The organism is Bacteroides sp. L008, from assembly GCF_040812255.1.
Classification (GTDB): domain Bacteria; phylum Bacteroidota; class Bacteroidia; order Bacteroidales; family Bacteroidaceae; genus Bacteroides; species Bacteroides vicugnae.
Map to the genome: position 1 here is coordinate 3,456,812 of NZ_JBFNXO010000001.1, position 13,390 is coordinate 3,470,201.

Below are 13,390 nucleotides of genomic sequence, written 5' to 3' on the forward strand. Positions count from 1 at the left end.
GGCATCACCTTCAAAACTGCAAATCTTGCATAATTAAATATTATATGTAACTTTGCAGCACTTATCTCATATCTGAAGTATGGCAACTACTAAAATAGATGAATCAATAATTATCGGCATAAATCAGGGAAAGCAAGAGGCTTTTGCTACTTTATACGATAGCTATTTTAGCTATTTATGTATGTATGCCACCACTTATATTTTCAATCCGGATGAAGCTAAAGAAATCGTAAACGACGTCTTTCTAAATATCTGGTATAAAAAAGAACGATTGGTATTTCCTATCCATTCCTATCTTTTACAATCCGTTCAGAATGGGTGCCTCAACTATATACGAGCTTTAAAAAACAGGGAAAGAGTAATGGACGAATATCGCAAGGAATTACTCAACTACCAGGAGGAATATTGTGCCAATGACAATACTCCCCTACAACTGTTAGAGATAGAAGACCTGCAAAAACAAGTACACAATGTCGTAAATTCATTACCGGAGAGATGCCGTATTATTTTTGAAAAATACCTCTACAATAATAAGTCACCACAAGAAATTGCAGAAGAGCTGGATATATCCGTAAACACGGTGCGCGTACAAATAAAAAATGCAATGGATAAAATGAAAGTGAAGCTAGGAACATCACTTGGAATCCTGCTTCTTTTCCTGTTTCAAAAATAAAATTCAAAAAAACAGGTTTCACCTAAATGTTTTGCACTCGAGATGTGTATACTCTATAAACAAGGACAAAAAGTTTATGGAGCAGAACCTTATAGAATTTGATGAATTAATGATTGATTATCTCACCGGTAGTCTTTCAGAAGAAAATACGGGCAAGTTTTACACCCTCTTACAGTCTGATATGCTTTATCAGCGGAGATATGATGAATTGGCTAAACTTCACGCCCAATCATTTATATCTAAATTCGAAAAAGAGAAGAAGGATAATTATGCTGAACTGACCAAAAGTCTGAATTTTAATACTCCCCATAAAAAACGCTTGGTGATCCCAGTTTTCTACGCCCGTATCGCAGCCGTTATTGCCCTTGTCATTACAACATCAATCGGCATCTATCTTTATAATGACGAGCCCCAAATACAATCAAACACTTTATGCGAGATAGAAGTACCTTTGGGTTCACAGACCAAAATGACATTGCCGGACGGATCTGTTGTATGTCTGAATGCCGGCTCTATCCTAAAATACTCTCCTGATTTAATCAATCATTCAAAAAGAGAGGTTTATTTAATCGGCGAAGGATATTTTAAAATCGAGAAAAATCCAGAAAAGCCGTTTATTGTACATGCCGAAGATATCAACATCGAAGTATTAGGAACCATCTTTAATGTACGCGCTTATCACAATTCTTCGGAAATTGAAGTAAACCTGATAGAAGGAAAAGTAGATGTATCAGCATCAACTACCCAAGAAAGCAGGATACTTTCTCCCAACGAACGAATGACGTATAACAAAGAATCAGAAACAATAAAAATAGATAAAGTAGATGCGCTCCGTTCTGCTCAATGGACAGTAGGACGCCTAAGCTTTGTCAACGCCTCATTAATTGATATCATAAAGGACATAGAGCGTAAATATAACGTAAGAATCGTAATTCAGAGCAAATTCATGCAGGATGAGATTTTTTCGGGTAGTATCAGCACCAAACTGTCAATTGATGAAGTCTTGGATTATATTGACGTAGATGATAAATACGACTGGAAACGAAGCGGAGATACGATTACTATTACTGATAAATAAACAAATGTTTAACACCAAAATTAATCTTATAGCAATGAAAGACACCTCTTAAAAAAGAATCGGAGTCACATATGGGCCATGTTACTCCGATCCGCGATCAAATTATTTTTTAAATAATCTTTTAATCAATACAAATGTATGAAAAATAATCTGTATAGGAGAATGATTTATTTATTTTATCATTCGAAAGCCGATTTTGTATCTATACGATGGTCGTTTTTAATCGTATTCATCTTATTTCAAATCCCAGTATCAGCTTCAGAACTGCCATTACAGGACATTAAAATTTCAATACAACATAAAAATGTTGCATTAGGCACTGTATTCAATGATATCGAATCGAAAACTAGTTATTCATTTTTAGTAAGAAACAATGATGTCAATCTCAAGCAAATAGTTTCTATCGATGCCAAAAACAAAACAGTACGTGAGATCTTGGCTATGTTATTTGCAGGAACAGATTTGAAATATGAAGTTGAGAATAAACGTATTACCGTATATCGGCCAATAAAGAAAGCACAAAAAAGTGACAAACGTAAAGTCACCGGACGAATTATTGACGAAACTGGTAGTCCCGTAATAGGTGCCAGTGTACAAAACAAAAAAAGTGGAATGGGAAGCATTACGGACTTGGACGGTATATTCAGTCTCGACATTTCCGAAAATTCTACCATTTTAAGTATTTCTTATTTAGGTTATGAGAATAAAGAGATACAAGTTAAAGAACAGTCAGATTTAGGAATTATCAAATTAGCACCTTCTTCTCTGGCTTTAGAAGAAGTGGTAGTCGTTGGTTACGGAGTACAAAAAAAGGAAAGTCTGACCGGTGCCATATACAACCTGAAATCATCGGATATTATTAAAACAAAATCACCGAGTTTGGCTCAAGTCATACAAGGAAAGGTATCAGGATTGAGAATCAGGCAACAAAATGGCGAACCGGGTAAGTTCAGTTCTGACATCAACCTTAGAGGATTGGGAAATCCCTTATTCATCATTGACGGAGTAGTCAGAGACGGTTCCAGTGAATTCCAGCGATTGAACCCAGAAGACATTGAAAACATTTCTTTTCTAAAGGATGCAACAGCTGCTATTTACGGAATGAATTCCGCGAATGGAGCGATTATTGTCACTACTAAAAAAGGAGCTTTAGGAAAGCCCCGGATTACAGTAAATGCCAATGCAGGTATTTCTTCGCCAACCGATGTTCCTAAAATGGCCAATGCCGCTCAATACATGACGATTCGTAACGAAGCGGAATTGAATGCCGGTCGTCCGGGATACATTACACCGGAAGAATTGGTTAAATGGCAACAAGGAGCTCCCGGTTATCAAAGCACAGACCTATATGATGCCGTATTCAACGACGTGGCCACTCAATACCAAGCAACCCTGTCACTAGAAGGAGGTACGGAGAAAATGACTTACTACGGTAGCCTTGGATACTCAACCGACAATAGCTTACTAAAGAACCGTGCACTCACTTATGACAAATTCACACTACGTTCGAATGTAAGTTTAAAGATAACTGATAATTTAACCGCATCCATGAATATCGGTGGAAGATATGATGTTACAGACCGTCCGTGGTTGTCTTTCTTTGATATTTTCAAAGGAACCCGTATCAATCCGCCAACCAGCACTATTTATGCAAACGGGAATCCGAACTATTACAACAACTTCTCTTATCAGGCCAATCCTGCTGCCATCAGCGACAAAGACTATTCAGGATACGGACTCGAGAAAAACAAGAATCTGCAAACGCAGTTTTCTTTGGAATACAGTGTCCCGTATGTCAAAGGACTAAAGGCCAAAGCTTCTTTTGTATATGATTATAACAACTATACTTATAAAGGAGTACGAAAAGGGTTAAGAACATATACTTATGGAGAATACACAGGTGAATATACTCCGACAGATGCTTACTTGCCCGCCCTCATCCAGGCTAACAACAAAGAGTCGGAACGTATGGATATGCAATTACAGCTTTCTTACGACAAAACTTTTAAAGATCATCACCTTTCAGCAACCTATGTTTTTGAAAGCAGAGAAGAAAAAGCTAACTGGACCAACGGAGAACGGAAATTCGATTTTTATGCCATTGACGAACTTGATTATGGTCGTGCAGCCGACCAGCTAGTATCGGGTTCTTCAGATCATCAGGCGTTCCTATCTCATATAGGACGACTCACTTACGATTATAAAGGAAAATATCTGGCAGAAGCCGCTTTCAGATACGACGGTTCCTACCGATATGCACCGGAAAACCGATGGGCATTTTTTCCTTCAGGTTCAATAGGCTGGAGAATCTCGGAAGAAGATTTCATAAAAGATAATTTCACTTTTATCGATAACCTCAAATTAAGAGCATCCGCAGGGCTTTCCGGACAAGACGCCGGTGATCCGTTCCAATATATTGCCGGCTACGGCTTAAATAACGGAGGATACTCCTTTTCTGCCGGAAAATATACCAATGGAGTATCAAGTCCGGTAATGATTAACCAAAATCTAACCTGGATAAAGATCAACATGTTCAATGTCGGAGTGGATTTTTCAATCTTCAACCGATTGTTTTCTGTTGAGTTTGATTTGTATCAAAGAACACGTAGCGGTTTGTTAGCCAATAGATACGGTTCACTTCCCAATACATTCGGAGCTTCCCTGCCTCAAGAAAACTTAAACGGAGACAGAACCCAAGGTATCGAATTCAGCTTGTCGCACGAAAAGACATTCAGAGATTTTCATTATGTTATCAGTGGAAATTTCAATCTGGCACGTACTAAAAACCGGCATATCGAACGCGGCCCATTTACAAGCAGCTGGGACCAGTGGAAGAACAAGGCATCAGGACGTTGGAATGATTTTATCTGGGGATATCAGGTAGACGGACGTTTCCAAAATGAGGACCAGATAGCGACCTCTCCTATCCAAAATGGTGATAACGGTAACTCTAAAGAACTGCCGGGAGATTACATTTTAAAAGACCTGAATGGTGACGGTGTCGTAAACGACATGGATAAAGTACCTTTATTCTGGTCAAGCTCTCCACTTATCCACTTCGGTTTCAATGTTCAGGCCAATTGGAAGAACTTCGACTTCTATGCACTGTTTCAAGGGTCTGCCCTATACACCGTCCAGTTTAATGAAGTATATGCCACCATGCTATACCTGAAAGGAGGAAACTTCCCTGAATATTTCTTTGACAGATGGCATCGGGAAGATCCTTATGATGCAAACAGTAAATGGATTCCCGGAAAATGGCCGGCTGCCCGCTTGGAACAGGATATGGGAGCCTTATATACAAGAGACTCGGAAATCTGGCGTAAAGACGCCTCCTACCTGCGTCTTAAATCTGTTGAAATCGGATATACGTTCGACTCTAAACTATTGAAGAATGTAGGAATTGACAAACTAAGGCTCTACATCAACGGATACAACCTATTGACTTTCTGCGATCCGTTTGTTAAAGCCTTCGATCCTGAAAAAATAGAGGGTGACTATAACGCCGGATTAAATTATCCTCTGAACCGTACTTTTAATTTTGGATTGACAATGAACTTTTAAATCGACTATGATATGAAAAAGGTACATTATTTATTACTATGCACATTGTTTACACTGGTCAGTTGCAGTGATTTTCTGGATTTAGAACCTAGAAATAAGATATTACCGAACCAATTATTTGCAACTTCCGAAGGTATACAGGCTCATTTAGCTAATTTATACGGAAGACTCCCCATTGAAGATTTCAACTACTCTCCTAACAGAGGCTTTAACATCGGTATGGGAAATGAAGTGAACAACGGAGGTTTTATGGCCGCCCATTACTGCGACGAAGCCATCCATCCCGAATACAACGACTGGGGTGAAGAACGTTTTGACTATTGGGAGGAAGGATACAAATTAATCCGTGATGTCAACAGTCTACTGGAGATCGTTCCTACCCTGACCATTATCAGCGAGAACGAAAAAAAGAAACTCAATGCAGAGGCATACTTTCTAAGAGCATATACCTACTTTGCCTTAGCCAGGCGGTATGGCGGTGTGCCCCTGATAGAAAAGCCGCAGGAATATGAAGGGAACATCGAATCGCTTAAAGTCCCCCGAAGCACAGAAAAAGCAACCTGGGATTTTATATTAGCTGACTGCGACCGTGCAGTAGCAGCATTTGAGGGGATAGATGACCAGACATTAATAGAAAATAATCCGAGAAGAGGAGACAAATGGGCTACTTTAGCATTAAAATCCAGAGCAGCATTATTTGCAGCATCTGTTGCCAAATTTTCTCATCAGCCCTACGTGTCATTCTCCGGTCCCGCCGTTGAACAACACCTGGCAGGGATAGAAGCAATATATGCCGACGAATTCTACTCGCAATGCATAGATGCCTCTGAAAAGATTATGGAAAGTGGTAAATTCGGATTATACAAACCGACTCCGGCAGATCCGACAGAAGCAGCAACCAATTATCAGAAACTTTTTGAACATCCAAGCCAATGTCTGGATGGCGTCAGAGAGCCTATATTCATAAAAAGCTATGTAGCAAACACCTCTCTGGCACATAATTACGATGTATGGTTTAGTCCCCGGCAAACAAACTTAAACCTTTTTCCGGGACGAATGAATCCAACTCTGGAATTTATCGACTCATTCGAAGATTATACCGATGACGGACAAGGAAAGGTGAAACCTATCCAAACCCGTACAGACGGAAATGAAAATGATTACAATGGTTTCGGACTTTCCACCGACTATCTGACGTTCCCCAAAGACAACCCTTTCAAGGCTTTTGAAGGAAGAGACGCCCGTTTAAATGCAATGGTACTTTTTCCCGGCCAAAATTGGGGAAGCACAAAAATCATCATTCAAGGCGGGTTGGTAAAATCCGACGGTTCGGGTTATTACTATCGTACCCAAGCTTCTGAAAAAGGACAAGACGGGCTGACTTATTATACATACGGTGCAGAAAACGGAACGTTATACTCCGGATTCGACCCGACATTGGGACACTATACCCGAAGCGGATTCTTATTCAAGAAGTTTATGCAAATAGAAAATCCGGTAGAACAAGAATGGAGCAGAAGTACCCAAGATTGGATAGACTATCGCTACGGAGAAATTCTTCTGAATTACGCTGAAGCAATTATCGAGAAATCCGAACCGACTTCCGCCGAAATAGAGAAAGGAAAAAAAGCATTGAATGAAGTCCGTAAAAGAGCTGCCCATAAAGATGAAATAGCCTTGACACAAAGCAATGTCAGAAAAGAACGTTTCGTCGAACTGGCTTTTGAAAACAAAAGGCGTTGGGATCTTGTTCGCTGGCGTACATTCCATAAAGAATTCCAAACCAGAACCAGAAAAGGATTAGTACCTTTCATTGATTTGCGAAAGAATCCTCCCTGCTACATCTTTGTTCGTGTCAACCCATTGGGACTGGAAGCAAAAACGTTCGAATATTCATGGTATTATAAAGATATTCCGGGCATTGAATCAAACGGATTGGTACAAAATCCATAATACAGAACAATATAAATCATTTGAATATGAAAAGAAACTTATTTATATCTGGTATTGTACTGGCAGCAATCATGCTTATTACATCTTGCGAAAAAGATAATTTCGACGGACCGGATGCGACCTTCTCGGGTGAAATCAGAGATAAAAAGACAGGAGAACTGATTCCACAAGAAATCTCCGACGGTTCCCGCATCTATTACATAGAACAAGGTTGGGAAAATCCCTCCGTACAGAATATGGTCATCAAGAAAGACGGAACATTCAATAACAGCCTGATGTTTTCGGGCAATTATAAGATCATTCTGAACCGGGGTAACTTTGTAGCACAGGATACGATTGACATGAAGATTCATCCGGGAGACAACTTCAAAGTATTTGAGGTAGTGCCTTATCTAAGAATTATCGAACCAGAAATACAATTGAAAGACAGAGTAGTAACAGCCAAGTTCAAATTGGAACAAGTGACTAGCAACAAAGTATACCGTGTTTCTTTGTTTGCTTACTCTCACATCGATGTCTCCAGCAAATTAAATCTGGTAAATAAGACAATCGAACTGAACAGAGCAATCGCCGATGGCGAAGAATTCCAGTTGTCTATCAATCTGGACGAATATTCTTCGACATTACTAAGCGGGAAAAGTTACTACTTTCGTATCGGAGCACAGTCTCAAGGAAGCGAGACTAAATATAATTATGCTACTGCTGTAAAATTAAATCTATAAGAAAAAGAACAATGAGACTAATTACCATAATAAGCACATTATGCATGGTATTTCCTTTGGCGCTTTCAGGTGCCCCTAACAGTACAGAAAAGAAGTCTCCGGTGGACTATGTGAACCCATATATGGGGAATATCAGTCACCTGTTGATTCCTACCTACCCTACTGTGCACCTGCCAAATTCCATGTTGCGTGTTTGTCCTGAAAGAGGTGATTTTACATCAGATATGATTCACGGTTTGCCGGTTGCTACTACCAGTCACAGAGGTAGTTCCGCCTTCCGGATCAGTCCTGTTCAGGGGGATTATTATCCCGAAGAGGTCATCAACTATTCATACAACTCGGAGAAACTAACCCCGTATACTTATTCTGTTTATCTGGATGAAGTGGATATAAATGTAAATTATGCTCCGTCTTATCAAGCAGGTATCTATCAGATCAACTTCGAAAAAGAGGGAGATAACCACATTATCATACACTCCCGTGACGGTCTGCTAAAAGTGACTCCTGACGGCATTAGCGGATACCAGATCATAGACGGAACACCCACCCGAATCTTTTTATATTTAGAGACAGAGCAGAGATATAAAAAAGCGGGAGCGTTAATCAACGGTTCACTAGATGATAAGCAAAAACAAGGAAAAAGCCTTATCATCTCTTTTGGAGCACAGAAGAAAATACACCTTCGTTATGGAATCTCTTTCATCAGCGAAGAGCAGGCAAAGAAAAACCTAAAACGTGATATCCGGACCTATGATGTGCAAACCGTAGCTAGCCAAGGAAAAAAAATCTGGAATAAGAAACTCGGTAAAATCACAGTAGAAGGAGGCACGGAAAACGATAAAAGTGTGTTTTATACTTCATTGTACCGCACTTATGAACGCATGATAAACATCTCTGAAGATGGCAGATATTACAGCGCATTCGACTGTAAGGTGCACGATGATAACGGAATTCCCTTTTATACCGATGACTGGATTTGGGATACATACCGGGCTACTCATCCATTACGGGTTCTCATCGAGCCTGAAATAGAATGTGATATGATAAGCTCCTACATCCGTATGGCCGAGCAAACCCCTCAAGGGTGGATGCCTACTTTCCCGGAAGTAACAGGCGACAGCCATCGGATGAACGGCAATCATGCTATTGCTGTTATATGGGATGCATATAGTAAAGGATTGACAAACTTTTCATTGGAGAGAGCCTACGAAGCTTGCCAAAAAGCCATTATGGAAAAGACATTGCTCCCCTGGCAGAAACTTCCATTAACCGAACTTGATAGGTTTTATCATAAAAACGGTTTCTTTCCGGCATTACACCCCGGTGAAGCAGAAACCTGCCAGGAGGTACATAACGGCGAAAAGCGTCAGGCCGTAGCCGTCACATTAGGAGATTGTTACGACAAATGGTGTTTAGCCCAAACCGCTAAAAGTTTGCACAAAGAACAGGATTATAAACTGTATTTGAAAGATTCTTATGCATATCGTAACCTCTATAATCACGCTACAGGTTTCTTTCATCCGAAAGACATAAACGGAAACTTCATCGAACCTTTCGATTACCGTTTTTCTGGCGGACAGGGTTGCAGGGATTATTATGGAGAGAACAATGGTTGGATTTATCGTTGGGATGTGCAGCATAATCCTGCAGACCTAATATCCCTGATGGGAGGCAATGAGAATTTCATCAGAAATCTAAATCAGACTTTCAGAGAACCCTTGGGTAGAAACAGATATGATTTCTACCAACAGTTGCCCGATCATACAGGAAATGCAGGACAATTTTCAATGGCCAACGAACCCTGTTTACATATCCCCTACCTGTACAATTATGCAGGCCAGCCGTGGATGGCGCAAAAACGGATTCGCAGGTTACTCAATCAATGGTTTCGCAATGACTTGATGGGCGTTCCGGGAGATGAAGACGGTGGTGGCATGTCTGCCTTCGTAGTGTTCTCAATGATGGGATTTTATCCTGTAACTCCGGGAATACCTGCTTATAATATTGGAAGCCCAGTTTTCAAGAAGGTAAAAATCAATATAGGGAATAATGGCTATTTTGAAATTATAGCCCGGAATTATTCTCCCGATAATATTTATATCCAGTCAGCCACTCTCAACGGCAAAGTATGGGATAAGCCGTGGTTTGGACAGGAGGATATAAAAGATGGCGGACAATTAATAGTAACGATGGGAAACAGGGCAAACAAGAATTGGGGTTCCAATTCTGGTAGTATCCCTCCATCGGCAGAAAAATATGATTAAAGACTAATTGTGTAAATAATAAAAAATAATACGATGAATACAATAAATAGTTTAAGATTTTTCCTTATGGTGATATTGACCGCTATGTGGTCATGCAGCGATAAGGATTGTTCGGGAGCTGTCACAGAACCTATTAATGAAGTCAGAGCAGCACAGGCTAAATTAGTGGATGATAAAGCGGTAGTAACTTGGATAGATCCCTATATCAAAAACATTAAGAACGTGATCGTCAAGGATCTGCAGACCGATCAGCAGGAATCTGTTGCCAAGGGAGTGCAACAGGCAAAGTTCAGCATTACCAATAACGATCAATCGAAAAGTTATCAATTTGAACTGAAAGTGGAAACGGCCAGCGGACAATTATCGCAAGGAATTACCGTTCGTATCGTAAATAATTGGGCACAAAAGATACACCCTTTGATTGATTACAATAGTCAGGAGACACCGCAATCCGGCTTATTCTTCAAGAATAAGCCAGCAAGCGAATTGGATGTTTTCGATGTAAGAAAAGATGAGAGCCTTGCCAAAGTGGTGACTTCAGTCATGCAGGGGATAGTCAATCAAGAGTTTGCCAAGACCTATCTGATATGGGAAGACCAGCATTTAGATCAGTTGAACGATGCCGGATGTAATTATCAACTAATCACTGCTCCCCAGACGAACAATCCCGGCTTCACAGCTTTCTACAACAAGTATAAAGATGTATTCAACAAACTAATCGTTTGGAGTCCGGACGATCAATGGACCTGGTGTATCGCCCAAATGATGGCTGCACAGGAACATGCGATCCCTGTCACAGAAGATCTCAAAAATTATATCATCAACGACTTGGGAGGCTGGAATAAAGAGATCGTAGATATCAGAGGCAGATGGACCAACAAAAATGACGCCTATAATTGGGCTATTGATAATCTGGCTGTCAATTGCCACAAGACACTGTGCTTCTCTGCCGGGTTGAGAGGAGACTATGTCAGCAGTCCCTGGAAAATTTACGATTATGCAGCTGCATCCAAAGGTTTTGTATTTTGGTTGAATGAAACGAATGAAAGTGACAAGACTCTCATGGAACGTATCTTCAATAAGATTGATTATCCGGTCGGTTCTTCTGTTTTAGGATTCGGTATGAATACAATTGGAGACGACCTGAATCTGGCAATCAATACACACAATCTGGGATTTGTTGTCAGTGATTATTATGCCAATGCCAGTTTCTGGTGCAGCTATCCCAACAAGTCTTTCCAACAGCGACGGGGTATTGCCGGAGAAGTCCAACCGGGTAAGGTATATGTTTCAATCAGTTTGAGCGATGGAGATAATATACAGTATGCTGCTAATATCTTATATCGGATCTTCAAAGAGGGTAAGAGACGCGGCGAGGTGCCTGTTGCTGTAACAATGCCTGCCGTTTTACAGGAGCTGAATCCTAACCTGCTGGAATTCTTTTATAAGAACATGACACAGAATGATGAATTAACAGCCGGTCCTTCGGGTATGCAATTCATCTTCGGAGACAAATACGCCCTTAGTGGTAAATACGATGAATGGTTGGCTCTAAATAAAAAGTGGCTCTCAACAGCCGGTTTCCATACAGCCCATTTATGGAGTACGGACAATCAGGCTAATTTCAAGCAATACATGGAAGGAAGCGGCCTTGACCTGGTAATGGACGGTTCCAGCCGTACCAATGCAGAAGGAGCTAATTGCAAGTATGTGAATGGCACTGTACGTATCGATCAGGGAGAACAATGTTCCAAAGAAGGCGATGTCTATCGTGCACTACTTTCCACATCTCCCAGTGAGCGCAGACCTATATTCAAGAATATCTATATTCTTGTATCCGATTACGGAGTGGAAGCAGGAAAAGTTGTGATGTACGAACGGCTGATTAAAGAACTTGAAAAGCTGGATCGTGACTATCCAAATACTTATGAATACATGCTCCCGATGGATTTGGCTGCAACAATCAAAAAGTATATACAAGAAGGAGGAATCTACTAACTATAAAAAGTATACGAATATGAAAACCATCATAATAAGACATCAGATCATCTGGTTATTAGTCATACAAATATTGTTTGTATTCTCTTTTAGTGCTTGCTCCGACAATGAAGATAATGGAGTGAAAGTATACGAATATACTGAACAAATAGGAAAGAAGATAAAAGTAGTGACAGACATACAGAACGAAGCTAAATATGGGTTGCGGAAAGGAATGTATCCGGAAAGTAGCAGAGCTATTCTCGAAGAAGCGGAAATTAAACTGAAAAACTTCCTGCAAGACATTAAAGAGAATAAAGTTAACACCCAGGAACTACCCGATGCAACGGCAAAGATGCTGGAAGAAGCGGACAACTTAATCCTACAATTTAAAAATACGATACGAACGGAAGACTTGGTTGTTCCTGCGGACTTATATGTCTATGGTTCCAAAGGAGGTTATATTGATTTTGGAGTACACCCGGAATTTTCCAGATTCGGAGAAGACGGTCAACAAGTCTTCACCATCGAGTTCTGGATAGATTTGAAATCGACAGATCAAACCAACTACATTTTATCGACTTTCATCGAAGATTATGGTGCGGGTATCAGAAAGGGCTGGGGAATCAACCGTTTCCGGGATAACAACCGGTTCCGTATCACTTACGGTATAAAAGAGGTCGACCTGTTTGAACCGGGATTCAGTTTTGGTGATAATTATGATAAATGGGTACATATAGCGATCGTTACCGACGAACGTTCAGGAGTTTTATCTACAAAGATATACATGGACGGTGAAGAGGTTTCTTCCGAACAATCCAGCAAACCGGAAAGATATTACATATCCAATGACCACAATGTATCAATGACCGCCTTCGTCGCTATGACTCCTGCAGGAGCTCTCAAAACATGGGAAAGCGCAGATGGAAGTATCAAACATCTTCATATATGGAGTTCTGCCAAGACCCAGGAAGAAATTGTCAAACTGAAAAACGGTGAGACTGCCGTAACCGGTAAAGAAGCAGACTTAGTTTGCGGATGGACATTTGACAAACTGGCTATGGATGAAAATGATATTAAAGATTTAACCGGTAAATATTCAGCTAAACTGGTAGGCAACTACACTTGGGTTGAAAAAAATACATCAAACGAATAAGAG

At 40.3% G+C, this 13,390-nt stretch carries 8 protein-coding genes; all 8 read left to right on the plus strand.

Going from position 1 to position 13,390, the window contains the following annotated elements; all coding sequences use genetic code 11:
- The first annotated feature begins 79 nt into the window (after positions 1-79).
- The 8 genes from AB3G73_RS13855 to AB3G73_RS13890 all read left to right on the plus strand — a co-directional run bounded on the left by AB3G73_RS13855 (position 80) and on the right by AB3G73_RS13890 (position 13,387).
- Positions 80-673 (plus strand): RNA polymerase sigma-70 factor, encoded by a 594-nt coding sequence (locus tag AB3G73_RS13855; RefSeq protein WP_234133700.1) that lies wholly within the window; start codon positions 80-82, stop codon positions 671-673.
- Positions 674-749: 76 nt separating this feature from the next.
- On the plus strand, positions 750-1,751 hold the full coding sequence (locus AB3G73_RS13860) for a FecR family protein (RefSeq protein ID WP_234133701.1): 1,002 nt from the start codon (positions 750-752) through the stop codon (positions 1,749-1,751).
- 138 nt (positions 1,752-1,889) lie between these two features.
- Positions 1,890-5,315, plus strand: a complete 3,426-nt coding sequence (locus tag AB3G73_RS13865; protein ID WP_321027808.1) for a TonB-dependent receptor — start codon at positions 1,890-1,892, stop codon at positions 5,313-5,315.
- 12 nt (positions 5,316-5,327) lie between these two features.
- Complete coding sequence (locus tag AB3G73_RS13870) at positions 5,328-7,268, plus strand: RagB/SusD family nutrient uptake outer membrane protein (RefSeq protein ID WP_234133702.1); 1,941 nt, start codon at positions 5,328-5,330, stop codon at positions 7,266-7,268.
- A gap of 26 nt (positions 7,269-7,294) precedes the next feature.
- Complete coding sequence (locus tag AB3G73_RS13875; RefSeq protein ID WP_234133703.1) at positions 7,295-7,990, plus strand: DUF3823 domain-containing protein; 696 nt, start codon at positions 7,295-7,297, stop codon at positions 7,988-7,990.
- 11 nt (positions 7,991-8,001) lie between these two features.
- On the plus strand, positions 8,002-10,254 hold the full coding sequence (locus tag AB3G73_RS13880; protein WP_259021627.1) for a glycoside hydrolase family 92 protein: 2,253 nt from the start codon (positions 8,002-8,004) through the stop codon (positions 10,252-10,254).
- Between the two features lie 33 nt (positions 10,255-10,287).
- The gene (locus tag AB3G73_RS13885; protein ID WP_367745135.1) at positions 10,288-12,252 is read left to right on the plus strand and encodes a GxGYxYP domain-containing protein; all 1,965 of its coding nucleotides are present in this window, start codon (positions 10,288-10,290) and stop codon (positions 12,250-12,252) included.
- 19 nt (positions 12,253-12,271) lie between these two features.
- Positions 12,272-13,387 carry a DUF4972 domain-containing protein gene (locus AB3G73_RS13890; protein ID WP_234133705.1) on the plus strand — a complete coding sequence of 372 codons (1,116 nt, stop codon included), beginning with the start codon at positions 12,272-12,274 and terminating at the stop codon, positions 13,385-13,387.
- The last annotated feature ends 3 nt before the right edge of the window (positions 13,388-13,390 follow it).

Coding starts and splice junctions, on each gene's coding strand:
- AB3G73_RS13870 (WP_234133702.1), top strand. CDS start 5,328: ATGAAAAAGGTACATTATTTATTACTATGCACATTGTTTACACTGGTC.
- AB3G73_RS13855 (WP_234133700.1), top strand. CDS start 80: ATGGCAACTACTAAAATAGATGAATCAATAATTATCGGCATAAATCAG.
- AB3G73_RS13875 (WP_234133703.1), top strand. CDS start 7,295: ATGAAAAGAAACTTATTTATATCTGGTATTGTACTGGCAGCAATCATG.
- AB3G73_RS13890 (WP_234133705.1), top strand. CDS start 12,272: ATGAAAACCATCATAATAAGACATCAGATCATCTGGTTATTAGTCATA.
- AB3G73_RS13880 (WP_259021627.1), top strand. CDS start 8,002: ATGAGACTAATTACCATAATAAGCACATTATGCATGGTATTTCCTTTG.
- AB3G73_RS13885 (WP_367745135.1), top strand. CDS start 10,288: ATGAATACAATAAATAGTTTAAGATTTTTCCTTATGGTGATATTGACC.
- AB3G73_RS13865 (WP_321027808.1), top strand. CDS start 1,890: ATGAAAAATAATCTGTATAGGAGAATGATTTATTTATTTTATCATTCG.
- AB3G73_RS13860 (WP_234133701.1), top strand. CDS start 750: ATGGAGCAGAACCTTATAGAATTTGATGAATTAATGATTGATTATCTC.